At 70.3% G+C, this 22,170-nt stretch carries 15 protein-coding genes; 6 read left to right on the top strand and 9 right to left on the bottom strand.

Going from position 1 to position 22,170, the window contains the following annotated elements:
- Window positions 1–2: 2 nt before the first annotated feature.
- The 3 genes from BMY74_RS31790 to BMY74_RS31780 all read right to left on the bottom strand — a co-directional run bounded on the left by BMY74_RS31790 (window position 3) and on the right by BMY74_RS31780 (window position 2,242).
- Window positions 3–1,118: a low temperature requirement protein A gene (locus tag BMY74_RS31790; protein WP_218159805.1), complete on the bottom strand. Its 1,116-nt coding sequence runs from the start codon at window positions 1,116–1,118 to the stop codon at window positions 3–5.
- Window positions 1,119–1,191: 73 nt separating this feature from the next.
- Window positions 1,192–1,818 (bottom strand): DUF8010 domain-containing protein, encoded by a 627-nt coding sequence (locus tag BMY74_RS31785; protein ID WP_089922181.1) that lies wholly within the window; start codon window positions 1,816–1,818, stop codon window positions 1,192–1,194.
- A complete protein-coding gene (locus BMY74_RS31780; RefSeq protein WP_089922180.1) occupies window positions 1,811–2,242 on the bottom strand; it encodes an acyl-CoA thioesterase in 432 nt (143 codons plus the stop codon). Before BMY74_RS31780 ends, BMY74_RS31785 begins: the two co-directional genes overlap by 8 nt.
- A gap of 93 nt (window positions 2,243–2,335) precedes the next feature.
- Here BMY74_RS31780 and BMY74_RS31775 point away from each other — a divergent pair, with 93 nt between their 5' ends.
- Window positions 2,336–2,833, top strand: coding sequence for a DUF2975 domain-containing protein (locus BMY74_RS31775; protein ID WP_089922179.1), 498 nt, complete (start codon window positions 2,336–2,338; stop codon window positions 2,831–2,833).
- A 60-nt stretch (window positions 2,834–2,893) separates the two neighbouring features.
- On the opposite strand, the gene BMY74_RS31770 is transcribed toward BMY74_RS31775, so the two are convergent.
- The 4 genes from BMY74_RS31770 to ssb form a co-directional block, all read right to left on the bottom strand.
- The gene (locus tag BMY74_RS31770) at window positions 2,894–7,831 is read right to left on the bottom strand and encodes an NAD-glutamate dehydrogenase (protein ID WP_089922178.1); all 4,938 of its coding nucleotides are present in this window, start codon (window positions 7,829–7,831) and stop codon (window positions 2,894–2,896) included.
- A gap of 381 nt (window positions 7,832–8,212) precedes the next feature.
- Entirely contained in the window at window positions 8,213–12,364 is a 4,152-nt protein-coding gene (locus BMY74_RS46710) for a hypothetical protein (protein WP_089922177.1), read from the bottom strand.
- Between the two features lie 18 nt (window positions 12,365–12,382).
- Window positions 12,383–14,059: an energy-dependent translational throttle protein EttA gene (gene ettA / locus BMY74_RS31760; protein WP_089922176.1), complete on the bottom strand. Its 1,677-nt coding sequence runs from the start codon at window positions 14,057–14,059 to the stop codon at window positions 12,383–12,385.
- Window positions 14,060–14,321: 262 nt separating this feature from the next.
- On the bottom strand, window positions 14,322–14,735 hold the full coding sequence (ssb, locus tag BMY74_RS31755; protein WP_089922175.1) for a single-stranded DNA-binding protein: 414 nt from the start codon (window positions 14,733–14,735) through the stop codon (window positions 14,322–14,324).
- 223 nt (window positions 14,736–14,958) lie between these two features.
- Between ssb and BMY74_RS31750 the strand changes: the two genes are divergently transcribed.
- From BMY74_RS31750 to BMY74_RS31740, 3 genes are read left to right on the top strand one after another with little or no spacing between them, the layout of a single operon-like run.
- On the top strand, window positions 14,959–15,564 hold the full coding sequence (locus BMY74_RS31750; protein ID WP_089922270.1) for a TetR/AcrR family transcriptional regulator: 606 nt from the start codon (window positions 14,959–14,961) through the stop codon (window positions 15,562–15,564).
- Window positions 15,561–16,484, top strand: coding sequence for an ATP-binding cassette domain-containing protein (locus BMY74_RS31745; RefSeq protein WP_089922174.1), 924 nt, complete (start codon window positions 15,561–15,563; stop codon window positions 16,482–16,484). Before BMY74_RS31750 ends, BMY74_RS31745 begins: the two co-directional genes overlap by 4 nt.
- Window positions 16,485–16,492: 8 nt before the next feature.
- The gene (locus BMY74_RS31740) at window positions 16,493–17,290 is read left to right on the top strand and encodes an ABC transporter permease (protein ID WP_089922173.1); all 798 of its coding nucleotides are present in this window, start codon (window positions 16,493–16,495) and stop codon (window positions 17,288–17,290) included.
- Here BMY74_RS31740 and BMY74_RS31735 read toward each other — a convergent pair.
- Window positions 17,287–19,218 carry a bifunctional copper resistance protein CopD/cytochrome c oxidase assembly protein gene (locus BMY74_RS31735; protein WP_245786470.1) on the bottom strand — a complete coding sequence of 644 codons (1,932 nt, stop codon included), beginning with the start codon at window positions 19,216–19,218 and terminating at the stop codon, window positions 17,287–17,289. The two genes, BMY74_RS31740 and BMY74_RS31735, sit on opposite strands and share 4 nt — an antisense overlap.
- Window positions 19,219–19,253: 35 nt before the next feature.
- Between BMY74_RS31735 and BMY74_RS31730 the strand changes: the two genes are divergently transcribed.
- Window positions 19,254–19,778 carry a hypothetical protein gene (locus tag BMY74_RS31730; RefSeq protein ID WP_089922171.1) on the top strand — a complete coding sequence of 175 codons (525 nt, stop codon included), beginning with the start codon at window positions 19,254–19,256 and terminating at the stop codon, window positions 19,776–19,778.
- Here BMY74_RS31730 and BMY74_RS31725 read toward each other — a convergent pair.
- Window positions 19,756–20,919 (bottom strand): MFS transporter, encoded by a 1,164-nt coding sequence (locus BMY74_RS31725; protein WP_089922269.1) that lies wholly within the window; start codon window positions 20,917–20,919, stop codon window positions 19,756–19,758. The two genes, BMY74_RS31730 and BMY74_RS31725, sit on opposite strands and share 23 nt — an antisense overlap.
- Before the next feature lie 72 nt (window positions 20,920–20,991).
- Between BMY74_RS31725 and BMY74_RS31720 the strand changes: the two genes are divergently transcribed.
- Entirely contained in the window at window positions 20,992–22,071 is a 1,080-nt protein-coding gene (locus BMY74_RS31720; RefSeq protein ID WP_089922170.1) for a LacI family DNA-binding transcriptional regulator, read from the top strand.
- The last annotated feature ends 99 nt before the right edge of the window (window positions 22,072–22,170 follow it).

The raw sequence follows: 22,170 nt of genomic DNA, 5'->3' as shown, positions 1-22,170 counted from the left end.
GGTCACGCCCGCAGCCTGCCCTCCACGGCCAGCAGCGCGCCGAACACGAGGACCAGCGCGGCCACCTGGGCGATCGCCAGCCACAGGCCGATCGGGACGGTCGCGAGCGCGACAACACCGGCGATCACCCGCCACCGGACCGTGCCGATGCCCATGCGGTGGCGGAAGAACACCTGCCCGGCCAGGAAGACGGCCGCTCCCCCGCCCAGCGCCAGCGCGCCGCTGAGGTAGAGGTGCTCGGTGGCGTGCCCGATGGTCTTCTTGATGCCGACGCACACGACGATGATGCCCAGCAGGATCGGCACGTGCGCCCAGCCGAACGCCGACAGCGCCGCGCGGGACCGTTCGACCTGCGTCATGGCCGCGAGGCTGTGCTCGGCCCGGACGTCCTGGTCCCGGCCGAAGTGGCACCACCAGAGCTGGTAGGCGAGCGTCAGGCCCAGCAGGGCCGCCACGACGAGCTGGAAGTTGAGCGGCAGGCCCGCCGCCCCGATGCCCATCGCGATGATCGACTCGCCGAGGGCGATGATGACGACGAGCCCGTGCCGTTCGACGAAGTGCACCGGCCTGATGCGGAACTCGCCGTGCCGCCGGTTCACGTACGGCGACATGACGATGAGCACCACGGCCGCGAACCAGGCGGCGGCCCGCCACACGGGCGGCAGGAACCCGCCCGCCAGCACCAGGACCGCCGAGCCGAGGTTGAACGGCGCCAGCCGGGCCATCGCCGCGGCCGACCCCGGCCCGCCCGCCGAGATGAAGAGCCCGGAGTGGACCAGGTTCACGATCAGGTACCCGATCCCGAACGCGGGCCCGGCGGCGGCGAACCCGGAGGGGATCGCCAGCGCGATGATCAGGAAGCCGCCCATGCCGCACATGAGCAGCACCCGCCGCAGCGTGGTGTTCGGCGGGACGGCGTTCGTGAGCCAGACGTACCCGAAGTACATCCAGAGGATCACGAACAGCATGAGCAGGACCTGCCCGAAACCGGTCGGCGACATGTCGTCGGCCAGCTTCTGGGTCAGCTGCGTGATGGTGAAGACGAAGACCAGGTCGAAGAAGAGCTCCAGGGTCGAGACCCGGTACTCGGTCTCCTCCTGCGGCGATTCGGCAGACACGCGCGACATGGTGCCACGCGCATCTGCTTGCGGCGCAGTGATTTCCCGAAAAGAACCTGAAGTTAACTCCAGGTCAGACGAGCAGCGGCAGCATGGAGTGGCGGCGCCGGACGACCGCGCCGAACCGGGCGTCGATCCGCAGCCACGAGTCGGTCGCCGTCACGCGGACGTCGCCGTCGTCGCCGAGGAAACCCATGCCCGACAACGCGAACAGGACCCGCAGCGGGATCTTGACGTCCAGCCCGGACCCGCTCACGGTCAGCACCGTCTGGTCCAGCAACGAGGCCGGCGGCGTGCCCTGCGGCCCGGTGTTCTCGCGCGCCACCTCGACGCCCTCGTCGGCGATCTTCGCGACGACTTCGACGGGCAGCCGGTCGACCACGAGCCAGCCTTCGGCGGGCGGCAGGGCCGAGCGCCACATCAGGTCCTTGGCCGGTCCGGGGTCGATGCGGTCGTCGCGCATGACCGCGAGCCCCGTCAGCAGCTCCGAGCCGGACACCGTCACGTCGGCCGGGTTCGCCTGTCCCGCAACGGTTCGCGTGGCGAGCGCGTCGAACGGCGTGGCCACCCACGCGTCCAGCAGCTCCTCGTTGCGGTTGCGCAGCCGCACGACGCCCTGCGCGTCGAGCCGCACCGCCCGCGCGGCGAACGCCCCGAGGTCGTCTCTCTCGGCCGCGTCGGCCAACACCAGCTCAGGCACCGTTTCCCCCTGCCCGCCACCCGGCGAGAAAGTCGCGCTCGGCCTCGGTCAGGCGGCGCGGTCGTGCTGTCGTCACGTTGTAGGGCGCCATGAGCGTCTCCGCCCTGACGACCACCGGGCTGTTCGCGTCCCGGCTGGAGCGCACCACGTAGTCGAGCGTCAGCGACGCGGACTTCAACTCCCGCACCGACATCTCGACGACGATGTCCTCACCGGTGAACACGATCGGCGCGAGGTACTCGACCACGAGCTTCGCCACGACCATGCCCTCGGCCAGTTCCTTGACGCCGTGGCGGGCCGCCTCGGTGAACAGCAGCTCGATCCGGGCCTCTTCGAGCAACGTCACCGTTTTCGCGTGGTTGACGTGACCGAACGCATCCATGTCCGACCATCGCGGCCGCACACCAGTGACGAAGACACCCATGGAGGGACCCTACCGCCCACGACCGCGTGAACCTTCACAGGACCTCCACACCAGCCGATTGAAAGTCGATAGGCAGCTGTCGATACTCGATTCATGACCCGCGCACTGGTGTTCTTCCTGCAGACCCTGCTCGCCATCGCGTTCCTCAGCGGGCTGTTCGCCCAGGTCGTGGTGATCCCGACGACCGCGGCGGACGAGGCCGGGCTCTTCCCGCCGTACGAGTCCGTGCGGGTGCCGTTGGTGGTGTTCGCGATCGTCTTCGTCGCCTGCCTGCAGGTGCTGGCGGTCGCGCTCGGAGTGATGCTGCAGCGGGCGGGGGACGACACCGTGTTCGAGTCCCGTTCGGTCACCTGGACGAACGTCGCGATCGGTGCCATCACCGCGGGGGCCGTGGTGATGGCGGCCCTGTTCGTCTACGTGACGTTCGCGGACATCCCCTCCCCCGCCGACGGCATGGAGGTCCTGGGACTGTGGATGGGATCCGGCGCCGGCACGGTCGCGGCGGTCGGCGTGGCGTTGCTGGTCTACCTGGGCCGCAAGTGGCTGGGACAGGCGATCGCGCAACGCGCGGAACTCGAACAGGTCGTCTGACGTTGACACAGCACGGGGCGCCGCGGAGGGGATTCCGCGGCGCCCCGTTTTCGCTGCCTGCTACCTGACCATGCTCCGCACCTGGCGCGCGGCCACGGACAGGGTCGCCAGGTCCAGCTGGTGCACCCGGTTGATCTCCTCCAGCGCACCGCGCGAGCGGGACAGGCGCGAGGCGTTGGCCTGCTCCCACTTGGCGATCTTCTCGCTCGCCGTGTCGTCCTCGTCGCTCGCCCGCAGCACGTCGACCGAGATGGCCCGCAGCGACGAGTAGAAGTCGTCGCGCAGTGCCAGCCGGGCCAGGGCGTGCCAGCGGTTGCCGCGTTCCAGGCTCGTCACCGAGTCCAGCATGTGGTCGATGTCGAGGTGGTCGGACAGCGCGAAGTACAGCTCGGCCGTCTCCCGGTGCGTGCGCTCCGGGCCGGCGCCGCCGGTCGGGCCGAACTCGCGCTCGGCCAGCTCGGCGATCTCGGTGACGTCGAGCAGGCCGTACATGTAGAGCAGCGCCGCGACCTTGCGGGCCAGCTCGGCCGGAACGCCCTGCTCGACGTAGCGGTCCGCCTTGCCGGCGACCACGTCGAGTTCCTTGCCCTGCAACAGGTCGAAGGCGTGCGGGCTGAGGTCCTCGACCACCTTGCGGAAGCGGTTGATCGTCGAGCCCACCGCGAGCGGCTGCGGGCGGTTGGACAGCAGCCAGCGGGACGCGCGGTCCAGCAGGCGGCGGGTCTCGAGGACCATGTTGTCCTGCACGTCCGTCGGCACCACGGTGTCGAGCGCCTCGATCTCGCGCCAGATCGACGGCAGGTCGAAGACCTGGGTGACCACGGCGTACGCGCGGACCGCGTCCGTCGCCGAGGCGCTCGTCTCCTCGGCCAGGCGGAAGGCGTAGGAGATGCCGCCGCCGTCGACGACCTCGTTGACGACGACCGTGGTGATGATCTGCCGCGCCAGCGGGTGGTTCGGGATCTCGGCGCCGAAGCGTTCGCGCAGCAGGCTCGGGAAGTAGTCCGGGAGCTTGCGGGTGAACGTGTCGATCGTCGGGATGTCGCTCGAGAGCAGCTCTTCCTTGAGCGTGAGCTTGGTGAACGCGAGCAGCGTGGCGAGCTCGGGCGAGGTGAGGCCCTGGCCGCTCTTCTCCAGCGCCTTGAACTCGGCCGGGCTCGGCAGGGCCTCCAGCTTCCGGTTGAGCGCGCCGCGCGCCTCCAGGTCCGCCGTGAGACGTGCGTGCACCGACAGCATCGGGGCGGCGTGCGCCCGGCTGACGCCGAGGACGCTGTTCTGCGAGTAGTTGTCCGCCAGCACGAGCTCGCCGACCTCGTCGGTCATCTCGGCGAGGACCTCGTTGCGCTGCTGCTGCTCCACCGAGCCCTCCCGGACCAGGTGGTCCAGCAGGATCTTGATGTTGACCTCGTGGTCGGAGCAGTCGACGCCGGCGGAGTTGTCGAGCGCGTCGGTGTTGACCTTGCCGCCCTTGCGGGCGAACTCGATGCGGCCGCGCTGGGTGAGGCCCAGGTTGCCGCCCTCACCGATGACCTTGACCCGCAGCTCGTCGCCGTTGACGCGGATCGTGTCGTTGGCCTTGTCGCCGACGTCGGCGTGCGACTCGGTCGACGCCTTGACGTACGTGCCGATGCCGCCGTTCCACAGCAGGTCGACCGGCGAGAGCAGGATCGCCTTCTTGAGCTCCGGCGGGGACAGCTTGGTGACGCCCTCGTCGAGCCCCAGCGCGACGCGGGCCTGCTCGGAGATCGGGATCGACTTGGCCGTGAGCGGGAAGATGCCACCGCCCTCGCTGATCAGCGAGCGGTCGTAGTCGTCCCACGACGAGCGCGGGACGTTGAACAGCCGCACGCGCTCGGCGAACGACGTGGCCGCCACCGGGTTCGGGTCGAGGAAGACGTGCCGGTGGTCGAACGCCGCCACGAGCCGGATGTGCTCGGACAGCATCATGCCGTTGCCGAACACGTCACCGGACATGTCGCCGATGCCGACGACGGTGAACTCCTCGGTCTGCGTGTCCACGCCGAGCTCGCGGAACGAGCGCTTCACGCTCTCCCACGCGCCCTTGGCCGTGATGCCCATGGCCTTGTGGTCGTAGCCGATCGAGCCACCGGACGCGAACGCGTCGCCCAGCCAGAAGCCGTAGCTCTGGCTCACGCCGTTCGCGATGTCGGAGAACGTCGCGGTGCCCTTGTCCGCGGCCACGACCAGGTACGTGTCGTCACCGTCGTAGCGCACGACCTGCGGCGCGGGCACGACCTCGTTGTTGATCAGGTTGTCGGTGAGGTCGAGCAGGCCCGAGATGAACATCTTGTAGCAGGCGATGCCCTCGGACATGAAGTTCTCGCGGTCGATGCCGGGGTCACCCGTGGCCGGGATCGGCTTCTTGACGACGAAGCCGCCCTTCGCGCCGACCGGCACGATCACCGCGTTCTTCACGGCCTGCGCCTTGACCAGGCCGAGGATCTCCGTGCGGAAGTCCTCGCGGCGGTCGGACCAGCGCAGGCCACCGCGCGCGACGCTGCCGAAGCGCAGGTGCACGCCCTCGACGCGCGGCGAGTACACGAAGATCTCGAACTTCGGCCGCGGCTGCGGCAGGTCCGGGATGGCCTGCGGGTCGAGCTTGACCGACAGGTACGGCCGCCCGTTGCCGTCGGCGTCGCGGAAGAAGTAGTTCGTCCGCAGCGTGGCGTTGATCAGGCTGAGCAGGCTGCGCAGGATGCGGTCCGCGTCGAGGCTCGTCACGTCGTCGATCAGCTTGCCGATCTCGGTGACCATGGTCTCGGTGTGCGCGGCCCTGGTCGCGTCGCTCAGCGCCGGGTTGAACCGGGCCTCGAACAACGCCACGAGCGCGATCGCCACGCTCGTGTGGCCGAGCACGGCGTCCTCGATGTAGTCCTGCGAGTACGGCGTGCCCGCCTGGCGCAGGTACTTCGCGTACGCGCGCAGCATCGCGGCCTGCTGCCAGGTGAGCCCGGCCTGCAGCACCAGCGAGTTGAACCTGTCGACCTCGGCCTCACCACGCCAGACCGCCGCGAACGCGTCCTGGAAACGCACGCGCACGCCGTCGAGGTCGGCCTCGGAGAGCTGCGCGAGCGCGGCCTTGTCGATGCGCAGGCCGAAGTCGTAGATCCAGCACTGCACGCCGTCCTCGCGCGCGATCTCGTACGGCCGCTCGTCGACCACGATGACGCCCATGCGCTGGAGCATCGGCAGCACGTCCGAGAGCGTGATGCCCTCGCCCGTCACGAACAGCTTGAAGCGCCGCTCGCCCGGTTCGGCGTCCTCGGGCACGTAGAAGACCATGTCGAGGTCGCCCTCGACGAGCTTCTCGATGCGCCGGAAGTCCTCGAGGCCCGTGGCGGCCGGGAAGTCCTCCTTGTAGGCCTCGGGGAACACCGAGGCGAATCGCTGGCCCTGCTCCGTGGCGGACTCGGCGCCGAGGTCGTCGCCCCCGACGGCCTCGACCATGCGGTCGTCCCAGCTGCGGACGGCCTCGCCCAGCTTCGCCTGGATCGCCTGCACGTCCGGCTCCAGCGTGCGCGCCGGGTCCGTGTGGACCATGAAGTGCACGCGGGCCAGCGCGGACTCGCCGATGCGCGCGCTGTACTCGAGGTTCAGGCCGCCGAGCTCGGCGAGCAGCACCTCCTGCATCGCGAGGCGGCTCGTCGTCGTGTAGCGGTCGCGCGGCAGGTAGACCAGGCAGCTGAAGAAGCGGCCGAACGGGTCGCGGCGCAGGAACAGCCGCAGCCGGCGGCGTTCCGCGAGGGCGATGACGCCCGTGGTCGTCTGGTAAAGCGTCTCGGTGTCGACGGAGAACAGCTCGGTGCGCGGGTAGTTCTGGATCACCTCGAGCATCCGCTGGCCCGAGTACGACTGCAGCGGGAAGCCGGCGCGGTGGATCACCTCGCGCACGCGGCGCTCGACCACCGGGATGTCCAGCACGTTCTCGTGCAGCGCCGTGGTGCTGAAGATGCCGAGGAACCGATGCTCACCGGTGACGTTGCCCTCGCCGTCGAAAGTCTTCACGCCCACGTAGTAGGGGTAAACGCTGCGGTGCACGCTGCTCTGCGCGCTGGCCTGCGTCAGCACCAGCAGGTCGGGGCTCAGGGCCTGCGCGCCGTTGTCCGGCCCGGCGGTCAGGCTGCGCGCGGCGAGGCTGTCCTGGCGCAGCACGCCCAGGCCGCTCGCGAGCACGGCTCGCAGCGCCGGTTCGCCGTCCTCGCGCACCAGCTCGTACTGCCGGTAGCCCATGAACGTGAAGTGCCCGTCCGCGAGCCACCTCAGCAGGTTCGCGCCGTCCGTGGTGGCCTCGGACGAGTCCTTGCCGAGCTCCTCGGCCAGCTGCAACGCCGTGGTGACCATGCGGTCGGTGTCCTCGACGACCTCGCGGACGTCGGTCAGCACCGCCAGCAGGCGCGTCTCGAGCTCGCGGGCGCGGTCGGCGTCGGTGATGAGGTCGACCTCGATGTTCATCCACGACTCGGCCAGCGCGTCCGCGGGCGGATCCGCCGGATCGGCCGTCGGCAGCACCTCGGTGCGCTCGCCGGTGACCGGGTCGCGCCGCACCACGACGATCGGGTGCACGACGCGCTGCACCTGCACACCACCGCGCGTGAGCTCGGACGCGACCGAGTCGACGAGGTAGGGCATGTCGTCCGTGACGACCTGGACGACGGTGACAGGACACTGCCACCCGTCGGCGCTGCGCGTCGGGTTGAGGATGCGCACCGCGGGGCGTCCGGGGACGCGGCTCTCGGCGAGCTGGTAGTTCGACCGCACCGCACCGACCAGGTCCACCGGGTCGTCGTCGTTGACTTCCTCGGCGGGCACGTGGCGGTAGAAGAGGCGGATCAGGTCAGCGAGTTCGGGGGCATTGGCGGCGGCCCGTTCGATCAGCTCGTCACGGACCTGCTCAGGACTGGCCGTTCGACTGCCATCACCCGCGGCGGGGGCCGCGGAGACGTCGTCGGTTCGGGTCGGGGCTCCAGTCGAGGTCATGTTCAGGCGACTCCACGCTATCCGGCACCTCTGTGTGCCGGGTCCGGCCCCACCATAGATGGGGTGGCGGCCGTCACCGGCAACAGGAGGGGCACTGACTGGCCACTGAATCGTGGGCTGAATCGAGTCACATCATCAGTGGGGACAAGGCTTTCCACATCCGCGGACGCGACAGGACGCCGGCTGTCTCCGCCGGCCCCGACACCCCGTCGCTCCACACGTTCATCCGATCATGGGCCCCACGACGGCGTGACCTCCGTGGAACCGCCGGCCGTCACCGGCCGCCCCGTCCGGGCGAGCACGGGGCCGCTCGTGCGACCTCTGCCCAGGTACCCGGCGGGGAGGGGTTGGGCAAGGCTTGAGGTGTGGCGCTGGCCACCCTCACACCCCCGGCAGCGTCCACCCGGGAGGCCCGTCCGCCCGGAAAGGACGAATCGGACCGGTCGTCTCGGTGTCCGACACCGGTGCCACCGGGCGGATCGGCCCGGTCTTCTCCTGCTCGGACTCCGCGAAGGCGGGCCCACCGACCCGGAACAGCGCGTCCGCGTGGTTCTCGCGGTCCTCCGGAGAGGGCCCGGCAGGTCTGTTCAGCTGCACGATGTACGACGCGCCCGACCCGAACATCTCCTCCACGGAGGCCTCGGCCTCCGAGTCGTCCTCAGGCCGGCCGGTCCGGAACAACGACTCCATGCTGAACGCCGTCCCCGCTCCCGGGTCCGACCCCACCGCGCGCTCCTCGGCCACCGCGCCGAACGACTCCCCCGGCCGGAAGCCCGTGTCCGCGGGCTCGGCCTCGACGGGACGGTCCGGCTGGTCCACCACCGCGGCCTGCGCCGCAGGTTCGTCGGACGACCACTCCGGAGCGGCCAGGTCCGACGCGTCCAGCTGCTCCTCGTCCGAGCGCCGCCCGGTCTCGTACGCGACCAGCGCCTCGGCCAGCAGGTCGGCGAGGCTCATCTCGCTCGGCCTGCGGCGACTGCTCGGACGGCCCGCCGGGTCTTCCGACACCGCGGCGGCGCTGATCTTCTCGGTGGCCGCGTCCCCGCCCTCGGACCTGGTGGCGAAGAAGTCGTACGACTCGACCGAGTCGGGTGACGCGGTCGCGCTGGACCCCAGGTCCGTCGCGGTCGACGGCTGCGGGTCCGCCGCGCTCGGGTCGGAGGTGAGCTCTGCCGAGCCGGGGGACGCCGTCTGGCCGGTGGCCTGCCCGGGCTCCGCGCTGTGGGCGAAGTCCGTGCTGTACGCGGACTCCTGGCCGCTACCGGACCCCGCGCCGCGACCTGGACCGGTGCCGGCGCCCCACTCGTCGCCGTTGCCCTGCTCGGTGCCGCCCGCCTCCGTGCTGCGGCTGGGCGCGCTGCCGTACTCCGCCTCGATGCTGTAGACGGGCTGCGCACCGAACCCCGCCTGCCCGCCGAAGGCCGGCTGCCCACCGAAAGCCGACTGGGTGCCGAACGTCTGCGTGCCGAAGGTCGGTTGCGTGCCGAAGCCGGCCTGGCTGCCGAAGGTCGGCTGGGCCTGCTCGGCCTGCTGTGCGCGGACCGGGGTCGTGGGGACGTCCGACGGGTCGTCGTCGACGTCGGCCGAGCTCAGGAAGCTCGTCGACAGCAGATCCGGTTCGGGGGTCTTCGGGATCTCGTCCGGGACCGGCACGTCCGGGACCGGGTCCGGGAGGGGCGGGAGCGGCTTCTTCTCCGGCTCCGCCGGGTCCGGGTGCTCCTCGGGCGCGGGCGGCGGGGACGGGACGGACGCGGTCGACTTCGAGGCACCGAAGTCGAGGCCGCTGAAGTCCAGTCCGCTGAAGTCGAGGTCGGGGAGCCTGCGCTCGTCCGGGTCGGCCGTGACGGCCGGGAAACCGTCGGCCGGGGTGTGCAGCGGGAAGGCGGGCTCGTCGGTGTGGGGGCCGAAGTCCGGGGACTCCGGTGGGCGCGAGAACGCCGCGGCCAGGCCGGACCGCGCCGGACCGTCCGGGTTCACCTGGTCGGCCAGCCGTTCGGAGCGGGAGCGGGTGCCGGCATCGGCGAAGTAGTTCGGCGACGCGTCTGCCGCCTGGTCGTCACGGCGCCGGCTCGACGGCGGTTCAACACGCCACGACGGGGCGCCGGACTGCGACTCGGCTTCGCGCGCCCGGCGGCGGCCGCCTGCCCGCAGGCCCTGCGCCTTGAGCATGTCGAGGACGCTTTCCGGCTGCGCCCCGGACGCGTCGGCGCGGCCGGCCTCCGCGCGGGCGGCTTCCTCGCGTTCGAGGGCCTGGCGGGCGGCCTCCTCGCGTTCGACGGCCTGGCGGGCGACCTCCTGGTGTGCCGCCTCCTGCCGGGCGACGTCCCTGCGCACCGCTTCCTGACGCGCCGCCTCGCGGCGGGCCTCCTCCTGGCGCACGCTCTCCAGGCGAGCCACCTCGTGGCGCACCGCCTCGTCGCGGGCGGCCAGCTGACGGGCGGCTTCTTCACGAGCCGCTTCCAGACGAGCGGCCTCTTCGCGGGCGGCTTGCTCCCGCGCCGCCTCCTGCCGCGCTGCCTCCGCGCGAGCCTCTTCCAGGCGGGCCGCCTCCTGGCGCGCGCTCTCTGCACGGGCCGCCTCCAGACGGGCGGCCGCTTCACGCTCCGACTCCAGTCGAGCGGCTTCCTTGCGCGCGGCCTCTTCGCGAGCCGCCTCCTGGCGGGCGGCCTCTTGGCGAGCCGCCTCCAGGCGGGCGGCCTCTTCGCGCGCCGCTTCCTGGCGGATCGCCTCCTGACGCGCGGCCTCTTGGCGAGCCGCTTCCTGGCGCGCCGCCTCCTCACGGGCGGCTTCCTGGCGGGCCGCCTCCTCGGCGGCCCGGGCCTCGCGTTCGGCCTGGGCGCGTTGTTCGGCGCGGGCCTGGCGTTCCGCCTCGATCTGGCGGCGCGCCTCGCGCTGCAGCTCCATGAGCTGCTGCTCGACCTTGCGCTTGCGTTCCTGCTCGACGGTCAGCTGGGGCCGCGACTCGGCCTGGGGCGGCTGCTCCGGCTCGGGAGCCGCGGGGGTGATGGGGATTTCGGCGATGGTGGTGGGCCGGTCGTCGTCGATCTCACCGGCGGCCACGCGGGCGGCACGACGCCGGCCGCTCACCATGGCGCCCGCGGAGGCGATCAGGCCCGACGCGGGGACCGTGCGGTCGGAAGGGGAAGAGGAGGGAGAGGAAGAAGGCAGGGGTGCGGGTGGCGGTTCCACGGCTTCCGGGGTCTTGTCATCGGGCTCGCCGAACGGCTGGACCATGCGCCACCGGTCGGCGGCGTGTTGTCGGGCCGCGGACAAACCCTCCACGGTCATGTCTTCGGCAGCGCGCCGAGCACGCTTGGCATTCAGCCCGTCGCCCTTGCGGACCTGGACCGGGCGCCACTGCCGGAGTTGTTGCTTCAGTGCGGCGGACAGCACGCCGTCGGTGACCACCTGCATGCCCTCGACCGGCCTGAGCACGCTCGCCAGTTGCTGGTGCAGGTCGGCCGGCTGGCGGTGCACACCGGCGAACTCCGCGGCGAGCCGGGCGCGCACCGCGTAGACGGCGCGGGCGCGGCGGCGTTCTGCGGCGTGGGCCGAGCGCAGGTCCTTCAGCGCGTCGGCCAGGTCGCCGGACACCTCGTGCACGTGGGCGAGTGCCAGCAGGCCTTCCGCCAGCAGCGTGTCGAGCTGGTGGCGCTCGGCGCTCGCCACGGCCTCGCGCAGCATCTCGCGGGCCAGTCCGACCCTGCCCGCGGGCAGGTGCACCCGCGTGGCCAGGGCCAGGCGCAACCAGCCGGTGGTGGACGCCGAAGGCGCGCGCACCGAGCGGTCGAGCAGCGGGGCGCCGACGTCGCTCGCGTCGAGCAGCCGGTTCGCGTCCATCAGCGCGAGCGCGAGTTCCAGCCTGAGCCTGCCGACGCCCTGACCGCTGTCCGCATCGGGATCGGAGAACCTGCTCAGCAGGTCGAGGCCCTCGCGTGCGGCCCCGATCGCCGCGGCGAGGTCGCCCCAGCGCCGGTGCTGGGCGGCCTGCACGGCACGGATCTGGCCACGCAGCAGCAGACGCGTGTCCTCGTCGAGCGTGGTGTCGGCGACGTAGAGCTGATCGGCCTCGGCGAGCGCCCGCGCGGGTTCGTCGCCGCGGCCGACCGTGACGAGGCATTCACTCGCCTGCACCAGGGCCGAGGCCCGCAGTTCCGCGGGCACGTCCGGCGCTTCCAGCACCGGGGTGACCGCCGCGAACCCCGTCAGCGGTGCGCCCACGGACCGGGCGCACGCCGCGAGCTCGACCCGCAGCAGCCACCCGGTCTCGTGCTCACCGGCGACCTGGGCCGCCTTCAGGGCGTCGATCGCCCTGTCGGCGACGCGGACGCCGCGGCCCATGCGGTTGCCCGCGAAGACCACGAGCGACTCCGCTCTCAGGCGGTCGGCTTCGTCGCGGCGGGTCGAGGCGAGCGCGACAGCGCGCTCACCCAGCACCAGAGCGAGCTCCGGTGCGCGCCAACGCAGCATCCAGGCGGGCACGACCAGCGTGCTCACCTCGACGTTCGCCTGCGTCTCGCCCCTCGCCGCCACGACGTCGCCGTTGCCCTCTCAGTCCCGTGTCAACTTGCGGTACGTGACACGGTGCGGCCTCGCGGCGTCGGCACCCAGGCGCTCGAGCTTGTTCTTCTCGTAGCCCTCGAAGTTGCCCTCGAACCAGTACCACTTCGACGGGTCCTCGTCCGTGCCCTCCCACGCGAGGATGTGCGTGGCGACGCGGTCGAGGAACCACCGGTCGTGGGAGATGACCACGGCGCAGCCGGGGAACTGCTCGAGAGCGTTCTCCAGCGACCCCAGGGTCTCGACGTCCAGGTCGTTCGTCGGCTCGTCCAGCAGGATCAGGTTGCCGCCGAGCTTGAGCGTGAGCGCCAGGTTCAGGCGGTTGCGCTCACCACCGGACAGCACGCCCGCGGGCTTCTGCTGGTCCGGGCCCTTGAAGCCGAACGCGCTGACGTACGCGCGCGAGGGCATCTCGACGTTGCCGACGTGGATGTAGTCGAGCCCGCCGGACACGACCTCCCACACGTTCTTCTTCGGGTCGATGCCGCCGCGGTTCTGGTCGACGTAGGACAGCAGGACCGTCTCGCCGACCTTCACGTCGCCGTTGTCCGGCTGCTCGAGACCGACGATGGTCTTGAACAGCGTGGTCTTGCCGACGCCGTTCGGGCCGATGACGCCGACGATGCCGTTGCGCGGCAACGTGAACGACAGGTCGTTGATCAGGACCCGGTCGCCGAAGCCCTTCTTGAGCTTGTCGACCTCGACCACGACGTTGCCCAGACGCGGGCCCGGCGGGATCTGGATCTCCTCGAAGTCGAGCTTGCGGGTCTTCTCCGCCTCGGCCGCCATCTCCTCGTAGCGGTCGAGACGCGCCTTGGACTTCGCCTGGCGGGCCTTGGCGCCGGAGCGCACCCACTCGAGCTCGTCCTTGAGGCGCTTCTGCAGCTTCTGGTCCTTCTTGCCCTGGACCGCGAGACGCTCGGCCTTCTTCTCCAGGTAGGTGGAGTAGTTGCCCTCGTACGGGTGGGTCCGGCCGCGGTCGATCTCGAGGATCCACTCGGCCAGGTTGTCCAGGAAGTACCGGTCGTGGGTCACGGCGAGCACGGCGCCGGTGTACTGCGCGAGGTGCTGCTCCAGCCACAGGACGCTCTCCGCGTCCAGGTGGTTGGTGGGCTCGTCGAGCAGCAGCAGGTCGGGCTTGCTCAGCAGCAGCTTGCACAGCGCGACGCGGCGGCGCTCACCACCGGAGAGCTTGGTGACGTCGGCGTCGGGCGGCGGGCAGCGCAGGGCGTCCATCGCCTGCTCCAGCTGGGAGTCGAGGTCCCACGCGTCGGCGTGGTCGAGCTCCTCCTGGAGCTTGCCCATCTCCTCCATCAGCTCGTCGGAGTAGTCGGTCGCCATCAGCTCGGCGATCTCGTTGAAGCGGTCCAGCTTCACCTTGATCTCGCCCAGGCCCTCCTGGACGTTGCCGAGGACGGTCTTCTCCTCGTTGAGCGGCGGCTCCTGCTGCAGGATGCCCACGGTGTAACCGGGCGACAGGTACGCCTCGCCGTTGTTGGGCTGGTCCAACCCCGCCATGATCTTGAGCACGCTCGACTTGCCGGCGCCGTTGGGACCGACCACACCGATCTTCGCGCCGGGGTAGAACATGATCGTGACGTCATCGAGGATGACCTTGTCACCGTGCGCCTTGCGCACCTTTTTCATGGTGTAGATGAACTCGGCCATGGCGGCGATCGTAGAGCGGTGCCCAGAGGCTCCTGACCTCGGTCGCCGACAAGCAGCCGCCCACACCCGCGACGAGCGTCACGTGAGTCGGTGACCTGCTTGTTCCGTTCGAAGGTGAACGGTTGTCGGCGATCGGTCCTCAGCGGCTCCGACCTACGAGCTTCCCTCCTTCTCCGTGGATCTCGGTACTTACATCTTCTCCGGCGCGCGCTACCCGATCGGGTGGGTTCCCGAAGTCCGGCACAGGGTTGCCCCGAACGGCTCAGAACGGAACGGGTTCCTCCGAGAGATCTTCGGCGGCCCGAGGCTCAACGAGCGTGGCGGCGCCCAGTGACTGCACGCGGCTCAAGTCCAACCCGACGTGCATGGCGTCCACGTGAACGGAGAGCTTCTTCCCGTCGTCCTTCTCGTAATAACGCATGCGCAACTTGCCCTGGACGATCACCGGATCGCCCTTGGACAGCGTGGTCTTCACGCTGTCGGCGAGCTTCCGCCAGCACGAGACGTTCATCCACAACGTCTCCCCGTCCTCCCAGTCGCCGGCCGCCGTGTTGTACCGGCGCTCGGTCGAACTCATGCGGAAGAACGCGTACGTCTTGCCGTCTTCGCCGTGCTTGTACGTGATCTCGCTGACGACAGTGCCAACGCAGGTGATCAGTGTGGAATTCCAGGACATCGGGCTCGCCTCCAGGTCGCGGGGTCGTGGTCCAGGCTGCTCCGGGAGCGGGCGGACCGGGCGGGGCGGCGGCGGATCTGTGGACAACTCGCGAGCTGGGGACAGGTCGAGATCTTGAACGGGCTCGGACCGCGGAATCGTCAGGGGTGTGTGCTAGGCCGCCGCGAGTGAGTGAGCGCCCACTCATTGACATGAGTGAGTACTCACTCATACAGTGGCGGACGTGTCAGAGGAACCACGCCGCCGCCGCGCCCCCGCGATGAGCCCGGAAGACCGCCGCGAGGCGATCGTCCAGGCCACGCTGCCGCTCGTCGTCAAGGCGGGCGCGAACGTCACCACCAGCCAGATCGCCGCCGCGGCCGGCATCGCGGAAGGCACGGTGTTCCGGGTCTTCAAGGACAAGGCGGAGCTGTTGGAGGCGTGCGTCCAGCGCGCGCTGCATTCCGACGAAGAGGTCGCACGCCTCGATGCCATCCCGTCGGACGTGCCGCTGGAGGAACGGCTCACGGCGGGAGTCGCCGCGTTCAGCGGCTACCTCGACCGCATGTGGGGCCTCATCGGTGCGCTCCGCGAGTCCGGCTACCACCCGAACGACGAGGACCACAAGAAGCACAAGGGGCCACCGATCGGCATGCAGCAGCTGTCCGACGCCGTCGGCCGCCTGTTCGGCGACGCGGACCTGCGCGTGAGCCCCGACCTGGCCGGACGGATGCTGCTCGGCACCGTCTTCACGAACCGCATGGGCTCGGGCTTCGGCCAGACCGCCGCCGAACCCGCCGCCATCGTCGAGCTTTTCCTGCACGGCGCACTCAAGGGGGAGACAAGATGAGTGAGCTCATGATCGAAGCGCATGACGTGAGCAAGAGGTTCGGTGACGTGAACGCGCTCGACGGCGTGAGCGTCACCGCGAAGAAGGGTTCCGTTCTCGGCCTCCTCGGCCACAACGGCGCAGGCAAGACCACACTGGTCAACCTCCTCACCACGATGCTGCCGCCCTCCGGCGGCACCGCGAAGGTCGCGGGGTTCGACGTGGTGGAGCAGAGCCACGAGGTCCGCAGCCGCATCGGCCTGACCGGCCAGTTCGCCGCCGTCGACGAGCAGCTGAGCGGCCACGACAACCTGGTCCTGATCGCCCGCCTGCTCGGCGCGAGCCGCAGGCAGGCCCACTCCCGCGCGGACGACCTGCTGGCGCAGTTCGACCTCACCGACGCCGCCAAGCGCAACGCCAAGACCTACTCCGGCGGCATGCGGCGGCGCCTCGACCTGGCCGCGTCCCTGGTCGGCAACCCCGAGGTGCTGTTCCTGGACGAGCCGACCACCGGCCTCGACCCCGCCAGCCGCCTCGCGATGTGGGAGATCGTCGAGAAGCTCGTCGCGGACGGCACGACCGTGCTGCTCACGACCCAGTACCTGGACGAGGCCGACCGGCTCGCCGACTCGATCACCGTGCTGTCCCACGGCAAGGTCGTCGCGTCCGGCACCTCGGCCGAGCTCAAGGCGCAGGTCGGCCAGCGCACGGTGACCGTCACGCTCGACTCGGTGTCCGAAGTGGACACGGCGCTCAAGGCCATCAACTCCGTGGGGCTCACGCCGGTCGCGGAAGGCCTCACGCTCACGACCCCCGTCAGCGCGTCACGCGACCTTGCGACGGTCGTGCGCGCGTTGGACGACAACGGCTTGGAGGCGCACGAAATCGGCCTCAAAGAGCCCACGCTCGACGACGTCTACCTCACTCTCGCCGCGAACTAGGGGGAATCATGGCGACCTTGACCTGGCACGGCAGCAGCTACCCGACCCAAGTCCTCGTACTGACCGGCCGCTCTCTGCGCGCGCTGCTGCGCACGCCCGCACTCGTGTTCTTCAGCATCCTGCAGCCGCTGATCATGCTGACGCTGTTCAGCCAGATCTTCGGCAGCATCACGTCCACGGCGAACTTCCCGCCGGGCATGAGCTACATCAACTTCCTGCTGCCCGCGATCCTCGTGAACACCGCGATGCAGTCCTCTCTCGCGTCCGGCATCGGACTCGTGCAGGACATGTCGAACGGTGTGCTCGCACGGTTCCGATCACTGCCCATCCGCCCGAGCACGGTCCTGTTGGCGCGCAACCTCTCCGACGCGGTCCGCACGGCGTTCCAGCTGGTGCTGATGATCGCGTTCGGCGTCCTGGTGTTCGGCTTCCGCCCGGACGGCGGCATGCTCGGCACCCTCGCCGCACTGGGCCTGGCCCTGGTCGTCGGGTGGGCGCTGAGCTGGGTGTTCATCGCGATCGCCGCCTGGGTGCGCAAGGCGGAGCTCATGCAGACCGTCGGCTTCCTGGCGATGTTCCCGCTGATGTTCGCGTCCAGCGCGTTCGTGCCGGTGAGCGGCCTGCCCGGCTGGCTGCAGGCGATCGCGAAGGTCAACCCGCTGACCTACGCGGTCGACGCCGCCCGCAGCCTGGCGCTCGCCCACCCGGTCACCGGTGTGGCCGGCGCACTGGTCACGAGCGGCGTGATCGCGGCGGTCGGCGCGTTCTTCGCGGTCCGCGGCTTCCGCCGCCCGCTGTCGGTCTAACCCTTCTCGGAGATCTTCCGCAGCATCGCGTTGTAGGCCTCGAGGTCGGCGTCCCCATCGGCGTCGGCCTTGCGGTCGTACCGCTTCGCGTCCCGGCCGTCCTGCCGCGCCCACTGGGTGAGCAGGGCGACCATGACCACCAGCAACGGGATCTCCCCCGCCGCCCACGCGATGCCGCCGCCGAGCCGCTGGTCCTCCAGCAGGTTCTGCACCCACGGCAGCGAGAGGCCGCGGTAGAACTGCTCGCCGATCACGGTCGTGGAGCTCATCAGGATGACGCCGAAGAACGCGTGGAACGGGATCGACGCGAACAACAGCCCCAACCGGCCGAGCGGCGGGAGCTTGTTCGGTGACGGGTCCACGCCGATCACGGGCCAGTAGAAGACGTACCCGGCGAGGATGAAGTGCGCGTTCATCGCGAGGTGCGCCCAGTGGAACGGCAGCGCGGCCTCGAAGAGCCCCGAGAAGTACAGGGCGTAGAACGAGCCGACGAACAACCCCAGCGCCACGAACGGGTTCGTCAGCAGCCGCGCGACCGGGGAGTGCACGAACGCCAGCACCCACTCCCGCGGCCCCGGCACCTCCTTGTTGACCGGCAGCGCGCGCAACGCCAGCGTGACGGGCCCGCCCAGGACGAACAGGATCGGTGTCAGCATGGATAGCACCATGTGCGCCTCCATGTGCACGCTGAACATCGCCGGCGAGTACCGGCCCATGCCCGACGACGTCGCGAACAACAGCGAGAAGCAGCCGCAGAGCCACGCGACGGTGCGTCCGACCGGCCACTTGTCACCGCGCTGGGTCAGCCTGCGCACGCCCAGCACGTAGAGCGCGGCCAGGACCAGCGCCGCGGTGCCGAAGATCAGGTCGAAGCGCCAGTCGAACAGGACGGCCGCGAGCGTCGGCGGCCCGTCGAGGTCGTAGCCGATCGCGATCTCCGTGCGGCTGGGCAGCTCGGTGCTGCCGCCGGGCGGGGGCGTGCGGGCGAGCGCCACGGCCAGGCCGATGGTGAACATCATCAGCAGGATCTCGAGGCCGGCCAGCTTGAGCAGGGCGTGCGGCCTGCCGTCGACCACGCCCTTCACGCCGCGTTCGCGCTGGAAGTAGCCGAACACGCCGAGCACCAGCAGACACGCCAGCTTGCCGAGCGTCAGCCAGCCGTAGGTGGACGTCACCAGGTCTGCCGGCGTGATGCGCACCAGCGCGTTGACCACGCCGGAGACGGCCATGACGATCCAGCAGACCAGCGCGATCTTCGAGAACCTCGTCGCGGCGAGCGGGAGGTGCGCACCGCCACGTCTGCCGTGCGCGAGCAACGCGATCAGGCCGCCCACCCAGAGCACCGCGGCGACGAGGTGGAACAACAGGCTGTTCGTCGCCATGTCGTGCGAGCCGCCGGACGACGAGTGGCCCGTGACGGCGACCGGCACCAACGCGAAGATGGCGCCGAACAGCAGGACGGTCGTCCATCCCCACGTGAGCACTAGACGGCACCCCAGTGCGAGCAACGCCACGATGATCGCCGTCAGCAGCCATGCCTTCGACTGCTCCAGCAGCATCGCCGTCGCGATCATCTGGCTGAAGGTGAACGAGCTCACCGGCCTGTCGATCGCGGCCGCCGTGGTGAACGGCACCGACAGCAGTGCACCGACGAGCCACACGAGCGCGAACCACCCAGCGGTGCGCATCGCCGCGTAGCCGTCCGCTGCGAGAGTGCCGGACTTCTGCGGTGGCACGAGGAACGCCGCCAGCAGCAACGAGCCGATGGTCACCACCGCACCCGTCTCGGTCAGCACCCGCACGATCTGCACACCGACCGGCGGGTTGCTCTCGAACGAGCTCAGCGCGACGGCCGCGAGGGCGGCCACGGCGAAGCCGATGGCGACGAGGGGCACCAAACCCGTTCTGGTGGAGCGTTCGATTGGCACGCCCCGGAGCCTACGACGCTCTAGTGTTGCCCCGTGTGAGACGTTCTCTCCTCCTGCTGTTCGTGCTGGTCTCGCTGACCGGCTGCGCGTACTCGGTCCAGGGCGACCCGGTCGCGGCCCCGTTGCCGCCGCTCGCCATCGCGACCCCGCGCAAGACCGCCGGCGTCGACCCGTGCGCCCTGGTGACGGAGAAGGACCTCAAGCCGCTCGGCACGCTGAAGTTCCAGCCCGTGCCGCGCACCGAGCTCGCGAACTCGTGCCTGTTCACGCTCAACGAGGGCTCGTACGTGATGGTGGCGGTGCCGTACCGGTCGTTCGAGGCGTCGAAGAAGTCGCAGACCGAGGGGCGCGAGGTCGAGACGTCCAAGCACGCCACCTGGCTCAGCTGCACGCGGCCGGGCGCGGGCAAGGACACGGTGTGCACGGCCACCATCGCCGTGACACGCGACGAGTCGTTGCTGGTCGCCGTCGGCATGAGCGGTGACGCCACCGAGAGCGAGGCGAGCAGGGCGTTGGAGCCGCTCAGGCAGGAAGCGCTCAAACGGATGCCGCCTGCCTAGCCGCCCTCCTGGCCAGCAGGGTCGTCGGGATGATCAGCGCCGTGACGACCGCCACGAACCCGAGGGACACCACGAGAGAGCTGACGTGTGCGAGGCCGCCCACGATCGGCGGACCGGCGAGGAAGCCGCTGTAGGCGATCGTCGTGACCAGCCCGAGTTGCCTCTCCCCACCGCTGCCGTCGGCGCGTTTGCCGGTCTCGCTCGCCAGGTCCATGACCACGGGGAACGAGAACGCGAGGCCCAGGCCGGCCAGGCCGAACCCCAGGTACCCGGCCGCCGGGACCGGGACCAGCACCGCGAGCCCCAGACCCGTCGCGGCGAGGCCACCACCCGCGGCGAGCAGGCCATGCGGGCCCAGGCGGCGTTGGAACGGTTCGCCGAACCACCGTGCGAGCGCCATCGCGACCGAGAAGCCCGCATAGGTGTACGCGCCCGCCGCGTCGCTCATACCGCGCTCACGCACCATGAACAACGCAGACCAGTCCGCCGCCGCCCCTTCCGCGATGGCACTGCACAGCGCGACGCCCGCCAACAGCCAGAGGACCGGGCTCTTGAGCACGTTCACGTGTTCGGCAGCCTCTTCCCTGTGGCGCTCCCCCACTCCTCCGGGGACGTTCTTCGCGATGAGCACGGCCACCAGTGCACCGACGAGCGCCGCCAGGAGGAAGTGCTTCATGGGCGTCCACTGCGCCTGAGCGGCGGCGGCACTGCCCAACGAGCCGATGAGGCCGCCGACGCTGAACCCCGCGTGGAACTGCGGCATCAACGGCCGCTGCAGACTGCGGACGACGACGACCGCGGCCATGTTCATCGACACGTCCATCGCGGCGATGCTCGCCCCCAGGGCCACAAGCGTCAGTCCGAACTGCAGCGGTGACTCCGACAACGCGAGCACGGGCAGAAGCAACGGACTGAGGAGGCTGCTCGCTATTAGCACCCAACGCGAGCCGTAGAGCGCACATACCCGTGCCGCCAACGGCGCCGTGAAGGCCAACCCTGCACTCGCCCCGAGCAGCGCCAGGCCGAGGCTGCCGACCTCCGCGCCGATCTGTTCGGCGAGCGCGGGCACGCGGGAGGCCCAGGTGCCGAAGACGGCGCCGTTCAAGAGGAAGACGACGAACGTGGCCAGACGCGGGGACATGCGATCCAGCATGACTGAAGCGCTTCAGGAGCGCCAGCGGGTGCGTTGCGATCTCTCGCATACGATGCGTTCGTGGACTCCGACCGCCGACGCAGGCCGACGCTGGACACCGTCGCCGCGGCCGTCGGGGTCTCCAGGGCAACGGTGTCGAACGCGTACAACCGCCCAGACCAGCTGTCGTCGTCGTTGCGCGAACGCATCCTCGAAACGGCCCGCACCCTCGGCTACGCGGGCCCCGACCCGGTGGCCCGCTCCCTGGCGACCCGCTCGTCCGCGGCAGTGGGCTTCATGCTGCCCCAGGGCCTGTCCGGGGCGTTCTCGGACCCGGCGCTGTCGATCGTGCTCGACGGCCTCGCCCAGACCGTCGACGGCCACGACCACAGCCTCGTCCTGATGCCGGGCGACTCGACCGGCGGCCCGCGCCCGTCGATCGTGTCGCGCGCCCAGGCGGACGTGATGGTCGCCTATTCCCTGCCGGACCACGCACCGGCCCTAGACGCAGTGGCCGCCCGAGGCCTACCGCTCGTGGTGATCGACCAACCGATACTGCCGAACTCCGCACGCGTGGAGGTGCAGGACTACACCGGCACGTCCGCGGCCGCGACACACCTCCTGGACCTGGGCCACACGAGGTTCGGCGTTCTGACGTTCGCACTGCGCCCGGACGGCCTAGAGGGACCGGTCTCGCACGAGCGCCGTTCGGCCGTGCCGTTCCGCGTGAGCCGGGACCGCCTGGGCGGCTACCTCGACACTTTGGAAAAAGCAGGGGTGAAACCGGACAATGTTCCGGTGTGGGAGGCGCGCGGCAGTGATCGCGAGCTCGGACGTCTAGGCGCGCGGTGGTTGCTCACCCGCACGCCACGCCCGAGCGCCTTGCTGTGCGCGTCGGACCAACTGGCCTTCGGCGCCCTCCAAGCAGCTCGGGACCTGAGCCTGTCCGTTCCCGCGGACGTCTCGGTGGTCGGCTTCGACGACGTCCCCGAAGCGGCCTACAGCGACCCGCCGCTGACTACCGTGCGTCAACCCCTGGCCGACAAGGGCCGCAGAGCGGGCGAGCTGGCCCTGAAATTACTGGCCGGCGGTAGACCGCCCCGCCCGACGAGACTCGGCGTTTCCCTCGTGGAGAGAGCCTCAACGGCCCCATGGAAGTGATCTGAGTCACGTTTAGACTGTTTTGGTCACCCGATTGGACGTAGGGCGGAAACAGTCGATCGACTCCGGACGATGTGTCCGGTGGGGGCACCGGTGGCC

The organism is Lentzea albida (assembly GCF_900111005.1).
GTDB lineage: Bacteria > Actinomycetota > Actinomycetes > Mycobacteriales > Pseudonocardiaceae > Lentzea > Lentzea albida.
The sequence above is the reverse complement of the archived record's forward strand: the minus strand, read 5'-3'. Positions and strand labels throughout refer to the sequence as shown.